The 17,546-nt window shown below is 63.2% G+C and carries 13 protein-coding genes and 1 tRNA gene; 9 read left to right on the plus strand and 5 right to left on the minus strand.

Features of this window, described 5'->3' with window-relative positions; translation table 11 throughout:
* The first annotated feature begins 1 nt into the window (after position 1).
* Together NKJ40_RS04615 and NKJ40_RS04620 are read left to right on the plus strand one after the other, a co-directional pair.
* Entirely contained in the window at positions 2–976 is a 975-nt protein-coding gene (locus tag NKJ40_RS04615) for an ABC transporter permease subunit (RefSeq protein ID WP_502903690.1), read from the plus strand.
* A complete protein-coding gene (locus tag NKJ40_RS04620; RefSeq protein ID WP_352464986.1) occupies positions 973–1,791 on the plus strand; it encodes an ABC transporter permease in 819 nt (272 codons plus the stop codon). The genes NKJ40_RS04615 and NKJ40_RS04620 overlap by 4 nt, the downstream gene beginning before the upstream one ends.
* Positions 1,792–1,799: 8 nt before the next feature.
* On the opposite strand, the gene NKJ40_RS04625 is transcribed toward NKJ40_RS04620, so the two are convergent.
* Positions 1,800–3,650 (minus strand): AsmA family protein, encoded by a 1,851-nt coding sequence (locus NKJ40_RS04625; protein WP_352464988.1) that lies wholly within the window; start codon positions 3,648–3,650, stop codon positions 1,800–1,802.
* A 182-nt stretch (positions 3,651–3,832) separates the two neighbouring features.
* Here NKJ40_RS04625 and NKJ40_RS04630 point away from each other — a divergent pair, with 182 nt between their 5' ends.
* Positions 3,833–5,791 (plus strand): acetoacetate--CoA ligase, encoded by a 1,959-nt coding sequence (locus NKJ40_RS04630; protein WP_352464990.1) that lies wholly within the window; start codon positions 3,833–3,835, stop codon positions 5,789–5,791.
* A 281-nt stretch (positions 5,792–6,072) separates the two neighbouring features.
* Here NKJ40_RS04630 and NKJ40_RS04635 read toward each other — a convergent pair whose 3' ends face one another.
* Positions 6,073–9,822: a PAS domain S-box protein gene (locus tag NKJ40_RS04635; RefSeq protein WP_352464992.1), complete on the minus strand. Its 3,750-nt coding sequence runs from the start codon at positions 9,820–9,822 to the stop codon at positions 6,073–6,075.
* A gap of 252 nt (positions 9,823–10,074) precedes the next feature.
* On the opposite strand from NKJ40_RS04635, the gene NKJ40_RS04640 reads away from it, so the two are divergent.
* Both NKJ40_RS04640 and NKJ40_RS04645 read left to right on the plus strand, forming a co-directional pair.
* Positions 10,075–10,533: a phasin gene (locus NKJ40_RS04640; protein ID WP_352464994.1), complete on the plus strand. Its 459-nt coding sequence runs from the start codon at positions 10,075–10,077 to the stop codon at positions 10,531–10,533.
* 347 nt (positions 10,534–10,880) lie between these two features.
* Positions 10,881–10,957: transfer RNA gene (locus NKJ40_RS04645), tRNA-His, on the plus strand.
* Positions 10,958–11,001: 44 nt separating this feature from the next.
* Here NKJ40_RS04645 and NKJ40_RS04650 read toward each other — a convergent pair.
* Positions 11,002–11,925 (minus strand): LysR family transcriptional regulator, encoded by a 924-nt coding sequence (locus tag NKJ40_RS04650; RefSeq protein ID WP_352464996.1) that lies wholly within the window; start codon positions 11,923–11,925, stop codon positions 11,002–11,004.
* A gap of 137 nt (positions 11,926–12,062) precedes the next feature.
* Between NKJ40_RS04650 and NKJ40_RS04655 the strand changes: the two genes are divergently transcribed.
* From NKJ40_RS04655 to NKJ40_RS04670, 4 genes are all read left to right on the plus strand, one after another.
* Complete coding sequence (locus tag NKJ40_RS04655) at positions 12,063–12,815, plus strand: SDR family NAD(P)-dependent oxidoreductase (protein WP_352464997.1); 753 nt, start codon at positions 12,063–12,065, stop codon at positions 12,813–12,815.
* A gap of 90 nt (positions 12,816–12,905) precedes the next feature.
* Entirely contained in the window at positions 12,906–13,634 is a 729-nt protein-coding gene (locus NKJ40_RS04660; RefSeq protein WP_352464999.1) for an SDR family oxidoreductase, read from the plus strand.
* A complete protein-coding gene (locus tag NKJ40_RS04665; RefSeq protein WP_352465000.1) occupies positions 13,634–13,978 on the plus strand; it encodes an Atu4866 domain-containing protein in 345 nt (114 codons plus the stop codon). Before NKJ40_RS04660 ends, NKJ40_RS04665 begins: the two co-directional genes overlap by 1 nt.
* 495 nt (positions 13,979–14,473) lie before the next feature.
* Positions 14,474–14,728, plus strand: a complete 255-nt coding sequence (locus NKJ40_RS04670; protein ID WP_352465001.1) for a hypothetical protein — start codon at positions 14,474–14,476, stop codon at positions 14,726–14,728.
* 60 nt (positions 14,729–14,788) lie between these two features.
* Here the strand turns inward: NKJ40_RS04670 and NKJ40_RS04675 are convergent, their stop codons facing one another.
* Positions 14,789–15,916: a DmpA family aminopeptidase gene (locus NKJ40_RS04675; RefSeq protein ID WP_352465003.1), complete on the minus strand. Its 1,128-nt coding sequence runs from the start codon at positions 15,914–15,916 to the stop codon at positions 14,789–14,791.
* A 7-nt stretch (positions 15,917–15,923) separates the two neighbouring features.
* Positions 15,924–17,489 carry an exodeoxyribonuclease VII large subunit gene (gene xseA, locus NKJ40_RS04680; protein ID WP_352465005.1) on the minus strand — a complete coding sequence of 522 codons (1,566 nt, stop codon included), beginning with the start codon at positions 17,487–17,489 and terminating at the stop codon, positions 15,924–15,926.
* Between the last annotated feature and the right edge of the window lie 57 nt (positions 17,490–17,546).

Genomic DNA, 17,546 nt, shown 5'->3' on the forward strand with positions numbered 1-17,546 from the left:
ACTGATCATGGCCGCTGTCACCGCCGCAACAAGCTCTCCGGCAAGCGCTGCCGGCAAATCCGCCTTGGTCAGGCTGGGAGCGGCCTTCGTTAGCCGGCTCGTCATCATCGTGCCCTATCTCTGGCTGCTGTTCTTCTTTCTCGTCCCCTTCATCATCGTCTTCAAGATTTCGCTGTCGCAGACGGCGATCGCCATGCCGCCCTACACGCCGGTGCTTGATTTCCGCAGTGGCATTTCCGGGTTTATCTCAGAATTCGGCGCGCTGAATTTCGACAACTACACCTGGCTGACGCAGGATGCGCTCTACTTCAACGCCTATGTGACGAGCGTCATCGTCGCCGCCGTCTCGACGGTCCTGACATTGTTGGTCGGCTATCCCATAGCCTATGGCATGGCGCGCGCTCCGGCGACGATCCGCCCGACCTTGCTGATGCTGGTGATCCTGCCGTTCTGGACCTCGTTCCTGATCCGTGTCTACGCCTGGATCGGCATCCTCAAGCCCGAGGGCCTGCTCAACCAGCTGCTGCTCGCCAGCGGCATCATCAGCCAGCCGCTGATCATCCTCAACACCTATACGGCAATCTTCATCGGCATCGTCTATTCCTATCTGCCGTTCATGGTGCTGCCGCTCTATTCGTCCTTGGAGAAAATGGACCATACGCTGATCGAGGCGGCCAAGGATCTCGGCTGCCCACCGACCAGCGCCTTCTGGAAAATCACCTTTCCGCTGTCGCTGCCCGGCGTCATCGCCGGCTGCCTCCTGGTGTTCATTCCTGCCGTCGGCGAGTTCGTCATCCCCGACCTGCTCGGCGGCTCGCAGACGCTGATGATCGGCAGGACGCTGTGGAACGAGTTCTTCGCCAACCGCGACTGGCCGGTGTCGTCCGCCGTCGCCGTCATCCTGCTGCTGCTGCTGATCGTGCCGATCATGCTCTTCCAGCGAGCCCAGGCGCGTGCCCAGGAGCAGGACCAATGAATGCGACCTGGAGCCGCTTCAACATCACTTCGATCGTGCTCGGCTTTGCCTTTCTTTACCTGCCGATCGTCCTGCTCGTTGTGTTCTCTTTCAACGAGTCGAAGCTGGTCACCGTCTGGGGCGGCTTTTCGACGAAATGGTATGTCTCGCTGTTCCACAATCGGGGTCTGATGGACGCCACCTGGGTGACGGCCCGCGTCGGCGTCATCTCGGCCACGGTGGCGACCGTGCTCGGCACGCTGGCGGCGCTCACCTTGACACGCTACACGCGCTTTCGCGGCCGGCTGCTGTTTTCCGGCATGGTGTTTGCACCGCTGGTCATGCCGGAAGTCATCACCGGCCTGTCGCTGCTGCTGCTCTTCGTCGCCGTCGGCCTCGATCGCGGCTTTCTCACGGTGACGCTTGCCCACACAACGCTAACCATGTGCTTCGTTGCGGTGGTGGTTCAGTCGCGCCTGATCACATTCGATCGTTCGCTGGAAGAGGCCGCGATGGACCTCGGTGCGCCACCGGTGAAGACCTTCTTCCAGATCACGCTGCCGGTTATCATGCCGGCTATCGTCTCCGGCTGGATGCTGGCCTTCACGCTGTCGCTCGACGATCTGGTTATTGCCAGCTTCACCTCGGGGCCTGGCGCCACGACGCTGCCGATGAAGATCTACAGCCAGGTTCGCCTTGGCGTGACGCCGGAAATCAACGCGGCCTGCACCATCTTGATCGCGGTCGTCGCAGTTGGCGTGATCATCGCTTCGCTCGCAAACAAACGGCGCGAGGTGCAGCGCCAGCGCGACGAGCGGGCCGCGCAGCGAGGTTGAAGGGCTCGCTACTCTCCCGAGACGCCGCGGCTTATCGGCGAGATGAACGGCGTGCTCCACGTGCCGCCGACGAAGAACGACGACTGCTTGGGCGCCTGGCTGTTCGTCTGCGTGGCAGCCTGGCTCGGCTGGACGATGCCGCCGGACAGCGCCAGCCCGCGTCCGGCATAGGATGCGATGCCGGAAAGCCAGATCTTGTATTGCGCGGAATTCACCTCGGCCTTGTCGATGCGCGCCACGCCGTTCGAAATGCTCGCCTTGAGCTCGGCCCCGTCGATCGGCAGCGTTCCGTCCGAGACGTCGTCCAGCGCGAAGAATCCGCCCTGTTCGGTGTGCTTAAGGAACGCCGGCAGGTTAAGCCGGCTCAGCGCACCCGCGCCGAACGTCGCGGACAGCGAGCCATTGGCGTTTTCGAAAATCGAGTCCCAGGTTCTGCCAGGCCCCTTGAGGATGACCGAAACGGTTCCAGTGCCGATCGGCACCAGCCGCGTCATCCCGGCCGCGGTGCCGAAAGCGCCGCCGTCGATATCGGAAGCAAGCAGCCGGATCTCGACTTCCGTGCCGGCGGGCTTGCGGTCGAAACGGACGCTGCTCTGGACATTGCCGCCAAAGGCGGATGCATCCGAGATGTCGAAGACGGCAAGGCCGTTCTTGACCTGGGCGGTGGCGGCGACGTCGGCAAGCTGGATGGCACCGGCGGTGGCATGCGCCGCCGACAGCCTGAGATCGAGATTGATCCGGTCGGCGAAGCTTGTGTCGATTTCGCCCGGACCGGTGCCGCCGGCGGATGGCACCGGCGTAAAGGCGGAGAGAAACGATCTGAGGTCGAGCGTATCGAAAGCAAGTGTGCCGGAGATCACCGGCAGTGCCTCGCCGTAGGTGAAGTCCAGCGCGCCCATTCCGGGATTGTTGTCGAGGGTCAGGGCTGTGTTTTCGAATTTGATGCGCCCGGCCGTCGCCGTGATCTTGCTTGAAACCGAGATCGAGCCGATTGCGGCACCGGGCGCGATGCCGGCCTGCGACCATTCGAGCACGCGTCGGAGCGAAGGTGCGGCGAATTTTGCCTGGCCGTCGAAATAGCCGTTTTCCGACATGCTGGCGCGGCCGTCGAACGAAAAACTGGCCGGTGCCGCCTTGAAGGAAAACGTGACCGGTGCTGTGCCGCCACCAAACAGCACAAGCGGGTTCGGCGATGCGGCGTCGATGGCAACGCTTTCGCCGCGCCATATCCCGGTCGCCGACAGCGTCGCATTGCTGTTCATCGCGGCCCAGTTCGCCTGGCCGCTCAGGCTGCTCAATATCTCCTGGTCCTTGCCGCCGATGGCAGCCACTACGCGGCCGTCCCTGAACTCGACTGCGCCGAACGGATCTGTCGGCAGCTTGCCAAGATCCGGCTTGGCGGGATTTGTGTTGATCACCGCGCGGGCAGCGTCGATCGAACGCGTAATGCGCCCGCCGCTAGGAATCGCAGGCAGGAAAAACCCGCTCGCGGTACGCTGGACCCTGATCGTCGGTCGCACCAGCCGCGCCGTCGAAAACACCACGTCGCCCCGCAGCGCCGCCATGGCCGAGAGGTCGACCTCGACCCGTTCGGCCTCGACCACGGGCGGCGCATCCGTCTCTGTCCATTGCGACAGCGTCACGTCGCTCAGGATCGCCCGGAAATTCGGCCAGACCTCGATGCGCGGCGCGCCGTCGATGGTGACCCGGAAACCGCTCCAGGCGCTCATTTCCCACGCGATGCGGTCACGCACGATGCGGGTCGAGGCGATCAACGGCAAGGCTGCGACAACCAGCGCGATGACAATGACGGCTGCGCCGATCGCCCATATTCCGCGTCGGATCAAAGGTGATGGCATATCGCCCCGTATGCTTCCATTCCGACAAAATCGCCCGACGGGTGTAACCGACGGCTGACGCATTTCAAGTCTTTATGGCCCGGCGATGGCATTTGCGCACACCCTGACCGGCACGGTCCAACAAAATCTTGCTCTGCTGCATCGCGATATGCATAAGCGATGCAGCCTGCGGAGGAACAATGATGGCTGACGACGCACCGCTCTGGATCCCGACGCAAGAGCAGATCGACGCAGCGCCGATGACCGCCTTCATGAACGCCGCGGCGAGCATGGCCGGCAAGGCTTTCTCCTCCTATACCGACCTGCATCGCTGGTCGATCGAGGATCGCGAGACCTTCTGGAGCCTGGTCTGGGACTTTTGTGGCATCGTCGGCGACAAGGGCGAACGCGTGCTGGTCGATGGCGACAAGATGCCCGGCGCGACCTTCTTCCCTGACGCAAAGCTGAACTTCGCCGAGAATCTCCTGAAGAAAACCGGGCTTGGCGACGCAATCGTCTTTCGCGGCGAGGACAAGGTCGAGCGGCGGCTGTCCTGGAACGAGCTGCATGCGCTGACCTCGCGCTTGCAGCAGCTTTTCCTGTCGCTCAAGGTGAAGAAGGGCGACCGCATCGCCGCGATGATGCCCAACATGCCGGAGACCGTTGCTGCGATGCTGGCGGCCGTCTCGATCGGCGCCGTCTGGTCGTCCTGCTCCCCAGATTTCGGTGAGCAGGGGGTTCTCGACCGATTCGGCCAGATCGAGCCGGTCATATTCATCGCGCCGGACGGCTACTGGTACAATGGCAAGGCGATCGAAGTCGCCGACAAGATCGCGGCCGTGGCGGACAAGCTCGCCACCGTCCGCAAGGTCCTCATTGTCGACTATCTCGGCACCTCGCTCGACGTCGCGGCGACCATCGGCAAGGCGGCTGCGCTGGAGGAGGCGCTGTCACCCTTTGCCGCCAGGCCTGTCGCCTACGAAAGGCTGCCGTTTTCGCATCCGCTGTACATCCTGTTTTCGTCGGGCACGACCGGCGTTCCCAAATGCATTGTCCATTCGGCCGGCGGAACGCTGATCCAGCACGTCAAGGAAGAACGGCTGCATGCCGGTCTGCTCGACGGCGACCGCTTCTTCTATTTCACCACCTGCGGCTGGATGATGTGGAACTGGCTGGTGTCGGGCCTGGCATCGGGCGCCACCTTGCTGCTCTATGACGGCTCGCCGTTCTACCCGGACGGCAATGCGCTGTTCGACTTCGCCGATGCCGAAAAGATGACGTATTTCGGCACCTCGGCCAAATTCATCGATTCCGTGCGCAAGGCCGGCCTGAAGCCGATCCGCACGCATGATCTTTCCAGCGTGCGCACCATCTCCTCGACCGGCTCGCCGCTATCGCCGGAAGACTTCCGCTTCGTCTATGAAGGCATCAAGAAGGACGTGCATCTGGCTTCGATTTCCGGCGGCACCGATATCGTCTCCTGCTTCGTGCTCGGCGTGCCGATCGAACCGGTATGGACCGGCGAGATTCAGGGGCCCGGGCTCGGTCTTGCCGTCGATGTCTGGGACGATGACGGCCGCCCGCTCCGTCAGGAGAAGGGCGAGCTCGTCTGCACCAAGGCGTTTCCGGCGATGCCGATCGGCTTCTGGAACGACCCTGACAGCAGGAAATACAAAGCCGCCTATTTCGAACGTTTCGACAATGTCTGGTGCCACGGCGATTTCGCCGAATGGACCGTCCATGGCGGGCTGATCATCCATGGCCGTTCGGACGCCACGCTCAATCCGGGCGGTGTCAGGATCGGCACGGCGGAGATCTACAATCAGGTCGAGCAAATGCCGGAAATCCTCGAAGCACTATGCATCGGCCAGGATTTCGACAATGACGTTCGCGTCGTGCTGTTCGTGCGGCTGGCGGCCGGCGTTGAGCTCGATGCCGAGCTGGAAAAACGCATCCGCGCGAAAATCCGCACCGGGGCGAGCCCGCGCCACGTGCCGGCCAAGATCGTTGCCGTCAGCGATATTCCGCGCACCAAATCGGGCAAGATCACCGAGCTCGCGGTACGCGACATGGTGCATGGCCGCGCCATCAAGAACAAGGAAGCGCTCGCCAATCCTGAAGCGCTCGAGCTGTTCCGCAATCTGCCGCAGCTTGCCGACTGACCCGGGTCCAAGGGGGGAGCCGTTTTGAGGTCTCCGGTATCGTTAACAAATTATCTCTTCGGAATTTACCTAGATTTCATGAGTGGTACACATTGGTAAATTTTCCGGCGTGGCAGTAAGGATTTGTTAAGGCCCGGCATCGATAGTCGTGCGTAACTTGAGGGAGAAATCCCGTTCCTCTTAGCCCCGAGAGGATCTGATTCGCTCAAGCCCCGTTGTGACAGCAATTCCAATTTATCAAGGCGTCCTGTTGGACGCCTTTTTTCTTTGCTCAGCCATAGCTAACCAGCGAGCACGCGGGTCGAGGGAAAGGCGACTTCGACCAGCGTTCCCTCGCCGGGGGTCGAGTTGATGGTGAACCGGGCCCGGTTCGCTTCGACCATCGCCTTGGTCAGCGGCAGCCCGAGACCGGTGCCGTCGCCGCGGCCACGCTTCAGCGCGTTGATCTGCTTGAACGGCTTCAGCGCCTGCTCGATCTCGGACTGGCTCATGCCGATGCCGGTGTCGCGCACGCGCATGACGACATCGCCGGAGATCTCGTAGGCCGTCGACACGATCACCTGGCCGCCGGCCTGCGTGTAGCGGACGGCGTTCGACAGGATGTTGAGCGCGATCTGCCGCACGCTGCGCAGATCGGCCACCACTTCCGGCAGCCGCGAGGCGAAGCTGGAGCGGATGATGACGCGTTCCCGGTTGGCTTGCGGCTGCATCATCGCCACGGTTTCGGCCAGCGTGTCGTTGAGCGACACCGCCTCGTAGGCCATCTCCTGCTGGCCGGCCTCGATTTTCGAAATGTCGAGCAGGTCGTTGACCAGATCGAGAACGTGGTTGCCCGAACGGTTGATGTCGCGCAGATAGTCGCGATAGCGGTCATTGGCCACCGGCCCGAATTTCTCGTCCACCATCAGCTCGGAAAAGCCGATGATGGCATTGAGCGGCGTGCGGATCTCGTGGCTGATGCGGGCCAGAAAATCGGTCTTCTGCGACGAGGCGCGCTCGGCGACTGCGCGCGCCTGGGTCAAGTCCTCTTCGGCCCGCTTCCACTGGGTGATGTCGCGCACCACCGCGCAGAAGCCGCTGTCGTTGGGCAGCCTGCCGATGGTCATGAACAGCGGAATGAAGCGCCCCTGCGCCTCGCGTCCGATCACCTCGCGGCCATCGTTCATCACGCTTGCAACGCCGGGCTCCGACAACCCATCGAGATAGTCACGCGCCGCGCGCTGGCTTTCGATCGCAAACAGCGAGACGAACGGCTTGCCGGTCACCTCGTCGCTGTCGAAGCCGAACAGCGCTTCCGCCGGACGGCTAATTGAACGGATCGTTCCGTTACGGCCGATCAGCACCACGCCGTCGGTGGCGGTGTCGATGATGGTGCGCATTTCGGCAATGCGTGCCTTGAGCTCGGAAACATCCGGCTGCGTTTGGTCATCGGCGGCGCCATGTGGAATGGCTGCTGCTTCGTCGTCGCCGGAACGGCGTACGACCAGCATCAGCGCCTTGCCGTTTCCCCAGGGGACGGAGCGTAAAATCGCGTCGATCGGAAACTCCTGACCGTCGCGCGTCTTCAGCCGCAGAGCGCGGTTGCCGCCGTCGGAACTGCCGTCGTCCGCATAAGGGTCGGCAAACAGGGCGCCGAGCCCGCCGGCCTCGTCCAGGGCATTGAGCGTTGCATAGCCGGTCAAGCCGAGGAATTCATCGTTCGCGTAATGCAGCTGGTCGCCGGAATGGATAAGCACTGGCACTGGCAGCTTGCCGAGGATCGAGGTATCGGGCCCCTTGTTGTCCTCTCCGGCAAACGCCGACGGCACGAAGCCGTCGAGTTTGAGCGGCGGTGCCTGCGGCCGCTCGATGGGCGGCACCTGGCCGGCAACGTCGGCTGCGGCTGCGCTGTCCTCGGACCAATCCTCGCTGTCCTCGGCGTCACGGAAATCTTCGGCCGTCATGCTGTCGTCGTCGCCATCCTGCGGCGCTTCGGCGACGATCGTTCGACGGTTCGTGCTGGGCTCAACGCCTTCCTGCGGTTCGTCGCTGGGTTCGCGGTCGGCATAGTCGCGCAGCGATCCGGAGGCCGCGCGCGTGACGGGTTCGCCGGCTTGCTCCTCTGCTGCCGCCTCCTCGGGTTGCTCGCCGTCGAGCCGGGCAAGATCCTTCTGGTCCTCGGCATCGGCCTCGGGTGGTTCGGCGGCAGCAGCCCCGCTTTCCAGACCCTGTGCCGGCATCTCACCCTTGTCTGTCGGGCCGGCTTCTTTCAGCTTTGGCTCGTCGGCCTTGCCGGCTGCCTCGACTTTGGTCGCAACCGGCTTCGGCCTTCCGGCGCGGGGCTGTTCTTCGGCCGGGGTGCTGTCCTTCTTGAGACGCTCGCCAATCTCGCGAAACGCGCTGCGTTCCAGCGTCGACAGGCCCTTGTCGTTGGCCGGCTGCCGGTGCTCGGCCAGCCGGATCACCTTGTCGGCAAAGCGCCGCTCGGGCTTTGGCACGATGGTCAATGCCGGCACTTCGCCCCTGAACGGATCGGCGGGTTTCGGTGTCTCGAGGAGAGGTTCAACGGCTTTCGGCCCGATGGTCTCGGCAGGTTTCTCCTCGGCGACAAGGGCCTTGCCGACGGCATCGGGATCGACCACCGCATCGCCGCTCCTGGCCACGCCGAAACCGCGAAAACCTTCGAAAACGCGGCTGCGGCTATAAACCGGGAGCGCCGCCAGATCGACGGGTATCTTCAGATCGGTGCCGGCGACGGGCCACAGCACGGAGCGGCCGGACCAAGTGTCGCGCCGTTCGAGCAGGCCGGCAATCTCGCCAGAAGCATCGAGGCCATAGGCGGCCGAAACATCCCCGAAGCGGCGTCCGATCACGTCGGCGGCAGGCTTGCCGACGAGCTCGGCAAATTCCGGCGACAGGGCACCGAACCGGCCCTCCGCGTCGGTACGCCAGACGAAACGCATGGGCGCGGCGGTGCGATCGATCGCTGAAGCGCGGTGTTCGGCCGGGGAGGCGGCTTTGGTGGCTTTTGCGGCGCTTTCCGGCGAAGTATCCGCGCCGGCCTGCGTAGCGTCCGGGCTGGTCTCGACTTTGCCGGACGCAGCTGCCCCGGGCGGGACCTGCGCGTCGTCGCCGGCATTGAAGTACCAATGGTCATGCTGCGCCGGCGCCTCGCCAGGCGCTTGCTGATCGTCAGCCGCGTCGGCAGGTTCGTGCTCCGCCGATGCGGAGGTGCCTTCCATCGCTGCAAGGTTGATCTCCGCCGCGCCGGTGCTGGCGATTGGCTGCTCGTTGTCCTGATCCGTTGGCTGGGGAAGATCGCCACCGCTCGGTGCCGCTGCTGCCTCGGTTTCTCCGCCGGCGCGCTCGCCATCAGGGGGCTCGCCGTCAAGCCGGTCCTCGTCGATCACCACCAGCAGGTGCCGCTCGTCCGTCAGCCGGGCAAGGCCCGCCGGATAGGAGCTGGATCCACCCGGAACCAGGCGCTTGACGATGCGGTCGCTCTCGTTCGCCACGTCGGCGACAAGTGCGGCCAGCGTCTCAGGCCGGATGCCGAGCGCCGAAAAGCCGTCCGATGCGGCGTCGATATTGCCCTTGGCGTCGACAAAGGCGATGTAGTGGCCGTCTTCCGTAAAGCCACCGATGGCGCGGTCGGCGATCTCGGCCGCGCTACGCGAGCCGGTCTGCGCCGCCGGCAGCGCCAGCATGATTGCTTCCTCGCCATCCGGCATGGTCACCGAGCTGGCCAGGAAGCCGACCGCGCGGCTGGTCAGGCCGGTCGCCAGCCGGACAGTGATGGCACGGTCGCGGCCGATCCGCGGAAAACCGCTGGTCGCCATGATCTGGCGCCTGGCGATCAGCGGCAATCCTGCCGAGGCGCCGATGATCGCGCCGATGTCGGGATAGCCGAATACCGCTGCGCCGGGACCGTTGGCCCAGATCACCTGCTCGAGATCTGCCGACAGAATGGCGATCGCGTCGCCTGCGGCGAAGCGCAGGCGGACGGCGTCGAGCACGGCGACATCGAGGAAGGAGTAGTTTTCAGCCGGCATGCGCTTGGCGACCCTCACAGAGCGGGCAATTTGCGGTTAACGCTTTGTTAATAAAAGCCGACGGCGCCAAGGTCCACAAGTCTTAGCGTGCAACCAACGGAATCTCTAGGCGCGTGGTTAACGCCACGGACAAATAATTTATGGTGCGATGCAACAAACATGTTGCATCGCACAAAATTTGCCTTTATATTGCCATGATACATGAACGAGACGGCTTTCCGTCAAAGCCGCTGCCGCTGAAAAGGATGGAAAATGTCCAGGACCAAGACCGCTGACACGATCGAAAACGTTGAATTCCCGAGCTTCGACGCTTCCAAGGCCACCGACCAGATTCGCGCCTTCGCCGAAAAGGGCGTCGAGCAGTCGAAAGAGGCCTATGCCAAGCTGAAGACCGGCGCCGAGGAGACCCAGAAGGCTCTGGAGTCGACCTACGAGACCGCCAAAACCGTTTCCAGCGAGCTGTCGCTCAAGACCATCGCCGCCCTGCGCGCCAATGCCGAAGCCGGCTTCTCGCATTTCGAAGCCCTGATCGGCGCCAAGTCGCTGTCGGAAGTCGTCGAGTTGCAGACTGCTTTCCTGCGCAAGCGCGTCGAAATGACCGTCGAGCAGGCCAAGGACTTCCAGGCGGTTGCTGCCAAGGCCGCCGAGGACGTATCGAAGCCGATCAAGACCGCCTTCGAGAAGGCCGTGAAAGAAATTAAGATCGCCTAATATTTGGACACAGTTTGACGATGCATCAAAAGGTCGCATTTCGTCAGACAAATAGATGTGCGATATAGTGGTTTAAGCGAATACCCGGCGGGTGGAACCTCCTCCCTCTGCTCACCGGGATAACCAGCCAGCACCTCCTCCCGCTGGCTCGTAACAGGAAAAGGCCGGCACCTCCTCCCGCCGGCCTTTTCTTTTGTCCGGCGAAAAATGACGCGATGCCGGAGCGATCTTTTGCTTTTGCCAAAAGCCTTGAATTAAACTCCGATAGCCCGTATGGACGCATCGCCGAACGACAGAGCGGGTCCCGGAGGATGAACGTTCCGTCTGGATCTCGCTCGGGCAAGCGTGCCGTTGTAGCTCAGATGGTTAGAGCGCCGGATTGTGGATCCGGAGGTCGCTGGTTCGATCCCAGCCAACGGTACCATTCAGCTTTCAGCCAGGTTTCTGACCAATAGCGCCAAGCGATCTCTACGACCCTGGCGCGGTCACCGGCGATCCCGCCTGACGCGCACCGCGCAGGTGATCCACGAGGGCTCTCAGCTTCGGCGCGATATTCCGTCGGCTGGGAAAATAAAGATAGAAGCCCGCAAACGGCGGAAAATAGCCGTCGAGGATTGGCACAAGCTCGCCGCGGTCGATCCAGGGGCGGAATGTGTCCGCCATGCCGAACGTGATCCCGGCGCCTGCAACGGCCAGCCGGATCATCAGCCACATGTCGTTGGTCGTGATCTCGGGCGCAACCGCCACGTCGAACTCGCGCCCGTCCTCGCCAAACTCCCACCGATAGGGCGAAACTCCCGGCGCCGGCCGCCAGCCGATACAGCGATGAGCCACAAGCTCGCGCGGATGGGCGGGTGCTCCGAACTTTTCGAGATAGCGCGGGCCGCAGACGGCCATCTGTCGCTGATCGCCCGATACCGGCACGGCAATCATGTCCTGCTCGATCACTTCGCCGAGCCTCACTCCCGCATCATAGCCTTCGGCAACGATGTCGAATTCCTCGTCGGTGACCACAATATCCAAATGCACCTCGGGAACCCTTTCTGCAAAGGACGCCAGCAACGGTCCTGACAGAAAGGCCTCTGCGATCGACGAAACTGCGATCCGCAGGCGGCCGCGCGGGCGGTCCAGAAACTCCGTGGTGGCTTCGATTGCCGCGTTCACGTCGGCGATCGCCGGTGCGACGCTCGCCAGCAGGCGCTCGCCCGCTTCGGTCAGGTTAACGCTGCGTGTCGTGCGCTGCAGCAAGGCGATGCCAAGGCGCTGTTCAAGCTTGAGGATGCTCTGGCTGACCGCTGAGCGCGTCACGCCCAGCCGGTCTGCCGCAGCGCGAAAATTGCGTTCCTCGGCCACGGCAACGAAGACGGCAATTGCATTGAGATCGATGTCCATTGGTTAGCCATACTTACCACGGAGGTTAACAGCCGGCGGGTTATCGCGACAATGCCATGGCTCTATCTCTGTCGCAACGGCGAGAAGGCTTGATCCGCCCGATCCAAGCCGAAGCCGGCCGACAAAGGAGATATCCCATGACGTCACTGCCTTCCTCCTGGAATCTGAATGGAAAGATTGCCCTTGTGACGGGCGCGGCACGCGGCATCGGTCGCTGCGCAGCGGAACTGCTGCGGGCGCGGGGCGCCCGGATCGTGGCAACCGATCTCAGCGACAGCGTACGCGAATTGGAAGCCGAGGATGTGGCGACCCTGGTCGGCGATGTCGCCGACGAGGATCTGGCCAGACGCTCGGTCGAACTCGCCGCGAAGCGCTTCGGACGACTGGACATCGTCGTGAACAATGCCGGTCGCACGCTCAACAAGCGTCTGACTGAGACCTCGGTCGACGACTATGACCGCATTCTGCAGATCAATGCGCGCGGCAGCTTCGTCACCGCCCGTGCCGCAGTGGAATTGATGGCCGCCGGCGGTGGCGGCGCGATCGTCAATGTCTCGTCGATCTCGGCCGTCGCGGCCTTCGAGACGCAGGCCGCCTATGCGTCCTCCAAGGCGGCTGTCGCACAGCTGACCAAGGTGATCGCGATCGAATACGGGCGCATGGGCATTCGCTGCAACGCCGTTGCCCCTGGCGTGATCGAAACCGACATCATGGAAGGTGTGGTGGAGAATGGCCGGGAGATGCTGCGCAGCTTTGGCAACGCGCATCCAATCGGCCGGATCGGCCAGCCGCACGAAGTTGCAGAGGCCATCGCCTTTCTTGCCTCGCCGGCATCCAGTTTCATCACCGGGGCCTTGCTTCTGGTCGATGGCGGCTACACCGCCCAGTGACCCCAAATAAGGCTGACGCACTGCGGGAGCTCACCCATGCGCCAGCCTTCATATCGTGAAAATAATCACAGAACCAAAAGGATCATCTCGATGACCATGAACAAAGTTGTACTGATCACCGGTGCCTCCAGCGGCATCGGTGCTGGCATTGCCCGCGAGCTTGGCGCGGCAGGTGCAAAGCTGATGCTCGGCGCACGCCGCACCGACCGCCTTGAAGCGCTTGCGGCCGAGATCGAGGCGGCTGGTGGAATGGTTCGCGTGCGAGCGCTCGACGTCACCAGGAGGGCGGATGTCGCAGCATTCGCCGATGCCGCCCGAGCCGAATGGGGCCGGGTCGATGTCATCGTCAACAATGCGGGCGTCATGCCGCTGTCGGCCATGGCAGCCATGAAGGTCGATGAGTGGGAGCTGATGGTGGACGTCAACATCAAGGGTGTGCTGTACGGCGTCGCGGCCGTTCTGCCTGAGATGACGGCACGTGGTTCCGGGCATATCATCAATATCGCCTCCATCGGCGCACTGGCCGTCTCGCCCACGGCTGCCGTTTATTGCGCAACGAAATACGCTGTCCGCGCGATTTCCGATGGGCTCCGCCAGGAGAGTGACGATATCCGCGTAACCTGCATTCATCCTGGCGTGGTGGAAAGCGAACTGGCGAACACGATCTCCGACGAAGCCGCTGCCGCCGCCATGAAAACCTGGCGTGCTATTGCCCTGCAACCCGATGCCATCGCCAGGGCCGTGCGCTACGCAATCGAACAGCCCGACGATGTCGACGTCAACGAGATCGTCGTGCGTCCGACGAAGGCGGCGCATTGATGCGATCCACTTTGGCCGCAGTGCTTACGGGTATTGCCGTTGCTGTAGCTCCAACCGGCCTGACCCTTCCTTCAACTCCAATCCTTGCAGAAGAACCAATGACGCACCAAGATCATGCTTACGTCGGACTGTGGGTCACCGAGGATCGCCATATCAGGCACGAACTCCTGCCGAACGGCCGTTATGACGAAGCGCGCGGTGCCCGCGAGAGCGCCTACCGGGGACGCTATGAAGTGCAGGGCAACCACATAGAATACTGGGACGATACGGGCTTCACCGCGGATGGTGAGTTCATCGAAGGCGTCCTCTATCATGGCGGCATGATTCTTTACCGCCAGCGGTAGAGAGCCACCCTGAGACAAGCACTTCAGGGTTCCACAAGACGCATGAGGCGCTCAGCAGCTTGCACTGCAAGGCCCGTCACTCCACATATCTCCCAGCAAGCGCGGCGGAAAGAAGCAGGACCGCGAGCAGAGTCGACATTGCAAATGGTTATCACTATATAGCGGCGGCTTTGACGGCTCGCCTTTTACGTGGTGCCAGCGAGAGCGCGGTAAATATGCTAGCTATTGTGTCATCTATTGTGATCTAAAACGGCTTGAAAACCGAAAAAAAGCAAATAGAAACAATAGCGCGGGTCGAACGAGTTTCGTCGAGAGAATCAGTCCTCAAGAACTAGAACGTGCTCCTTGAACCCACCATTCCCTTCAGCTCTGTGGACCTCGGACAAGTTCGGCTTGCCGGGCGAAGCCGACTCGGCTCGAATGGCAGCACGCATCTTTTCGAAGATGCCGACGTTTATGATTACCAACCGGCATAGCCGCTAGGGAAACAGCAGTATGAGTGAACACGCGATCGAGTTCCTGCGCGGGTGGATTGGCGAAAAAGTCCACTGCCAGCCCTCGCCAGCCAGGATCGAGAAGCAGGCCGAGACCCTCGCCAGGGAATGTGCGGCCAAGGCCGCCGAAGCCGGCATACCCCTGGAGGATATTCAGGAAGAGGTCGGCGACATTCAGGAGCTCATTGCTTCAAGGCTCGAAGAGGCGGCCGAGGCCGAACAGGATGAGCGGCACTCGAACAAGCCTGCCGGCTGACGGATCGCCCCGGCAAAACCTGCCGGGCGAACATTGCCTGTCTGATGCAGTTGCGCGGTCTCATCGCCGCGCAGCTTTGCCAAATCTCTCCTTAAGCCACCCTTTCGGCAATGCCGGCACGAAATTGCCGTCGCGCCCGGTCATGTCTTCATTGGCGACCAGAGCATTGAGGATTGCTTCCTCCACGCTCTGAACGACGGCGTCGAAGAACGGGTTGATGTCGGCATCCGATATATAACCGGCGCTGACCAGCTTGCCGGCCGCGCCGCGCGCCGCATCGGCATTGGCCGTGCTGAACGCCAGAAAAATATCGCCGGATGAATTGTATCCATAGCCGCCGGTCAGCGCTACGCCGAGCGGCACGCGTTTCGCCAGCCGTTTCAACTGGTGCGGCATGAATGGCGCATCGGTGGCGACGATCGCGATGATCGAGCTCTTTTCTGCTCGCGGCGTGTTGTCCCGGATCGCCGGTTCGGCGAGTTCCGCTCCGGCCCTGATGCCACGGATCACGAGGTTTCGCCGTGCACCGAAATTCGACTGGACGAAGCAGCCGATCGTGAAGCGCGCTCCGTTCCAGTCGACGCTGCGCGAGGATGTGCCGGACCCTGCCTTGAAGCCGAAGGTGATCATGCCGGTGCCGCCGCCGACGCTGCCCTCTTCGATCGGCCCGGTTTCAGCCGTTTCGAGCGCGGAAAACACGTGCTCGAAGCTCACATGATGGCCGTTGATATCGTTGAGGAAGCCGTCATAAGTCTCGCCCGCCACCGGCAGCGCCCAGGCGCTGTCGAGCGATTGCGGCAGCACCGTCTGCATCCAGCGCAACGTTGCGTCGCGGCTGACGCCGCAGGAATGCGTGTTGGTGATGGTGATGGGAAGATTGAACGCTCCGAGCTCCTCTATCAGATGCGAGCCGGTCAGTTCGCCATTGCCATTGGCGCTGAACACGCCGGCAAACGCAGGGACGGCCAACTCGTCTCTGGGCCGTGGCGGGATCGCGGTCACGCCGGTGCGTACCGGACCCTTGCCGACGACGAGCGGCCCGTCCTCTGAGATCAGCGTGGTATAGCCGACCGTCACGCCGGGCACATCGGTGATGGCATTGAAGCGGCCTGGCGTGCCATCGAATGGGATCGCGAAGGCGCGGGCGCGCAGTTTGCCCGAGGGCGTCGCAAGATGCGGGTCGGTCATTTTTTCCTCAGAAAAGCGAACCTTGGCCGCCAGGCGCCTTGAGCTTGGGCGCGGGCTTGGCAACCGTCTTCGGCCGCGCCGTGCCACTGATGGCGACGGCATCCGCGGTGCCGTCGGCGAACTCCAGCGAAAGCGCCATTCCCGACACAACTTCCGCCGCATGCTTGACCACGGCGCCGTCCACATCCTTGACCAGCGCGAAGCCTCGCGCCAGCACGGCCTTGTGCGAGAGCGTCGCCAGCAGCCGGTCGGCCTGCGTCAGTTTTCCACGCAGGCGGTCCAGCCGCCGCGAAATCGCCTGGTCCTGCCGCCGCGTCAGTGCCAGCAGGGTATCGCCTTGCAGTTTCTGCCGTCTGGCGATCGGCGCCGGTGAGAGTCTGGCGGCCGTGCGCGAAAACCGCGCCCGACGCTCGCGCACGATGGCAAAGAACGCCGCTTGCGCACGGGCGAGGTCGCGAAGGGTCAGTGTGCGCGCCTCGTTCATGCGCCGCGACAAGGTGGCCGGCGTCAGCCGCTGCCCCAGAAGCCTGCCCCGCTTGCGCTCGACGCTGACCGACAGCGCCCGGCCGAGCCGGTTCGTCGCCTCGTCGAAGCGCCGCCGCGGCAGCGCCAGCAACTGGTCGGGCGAGGGCAGTGCCCGGGCTGCTGCGCGCGCCGCCTGCCGCTTGCGTTCGAAATTGCGCGACAGGGCGGTCTTCAACCGCGCGCCAATGCCGGCAAGCATCGCTTCGAGGTCGACCTTGACCGGCACGGCGATTTCGGCGGCGCCTGTCGGCGTCGGCGCCCGCACATCCGCCGCCAGATCGATCAGCGTCCAGTCGGTCTCGTGACCGACAGCGGAAATCACCGGAATGCCCGAAGCGGCAACAGCCCGGGCGAGCGCTTCGTCGTTGAAGCCCCACAGATCCTCCAGGCTGCCGCCGCCGCGCGCCACGATCAACAGGTCGGGCCGCGGAATGGCGCCGTCCCATGGCAGTGCGTTGAAGCCGTTGACGGCAGCGGTCACTTCCGCACCTGCCGTCTCGCCCTGCACCCGCACCGGCCAGACGAGCACGTGCAGCGGAAACCGGTCCTTGATGCGGTGGATGATGTCGCGGATGACGGCGCCTGTCGGCGAGGTGACGACGCCGATCACGCGCGGCATGAACGGCAGCCGGCGCTTGCGGCCGGCGTCGAACAAGCCTTCGCCCTGCAGCCGGCGCTTGCGCTCGTCCAGCAGCGCCATCAGCGCACCGGCACCGGCCGGCTCGAGATTGTCGATGACGATCTGGTAGTTGGATTTTCCGGGATAGGTGGTGAGCCGGCCGGTGGCGATCACCTCCATGCCTTCCTCTGGACGGAATTTCAGCCGGCTCATCGTGGTCTTCCACACAACGGCGTCGAGCCGCGCGCGATCGTCCTTCAGGCAGAAATAGGCATGGCCGGAGGAATGCGGTCCGCGATAGCCGGAAATCTCGCCGCGCACCCGTACATTGCCGAAGACGTCCTCGACCGTACGCTTCAGCGCGCCGGAAATCTCGCTCACCGTATATTCGGTGGCGTTGGTGCGTGATTCGGATGCTGCGTCGCTCATCGGCCGATTGGGGGACGGTTGTTGCCCGCCGTCAAGGCGGCCGTGTTCGATGTACGC

It is taken from the genome of Mesorhizobium sp. M0119 (genome assembly GCF_040322615.1).
In the GTDB taxonomy this organism is placed as follows: Bacteria; Pseudomonadota; Alphaproteobacteria; order Rhizobiales; family Rhizobiaceae; genus Mesorhizobium.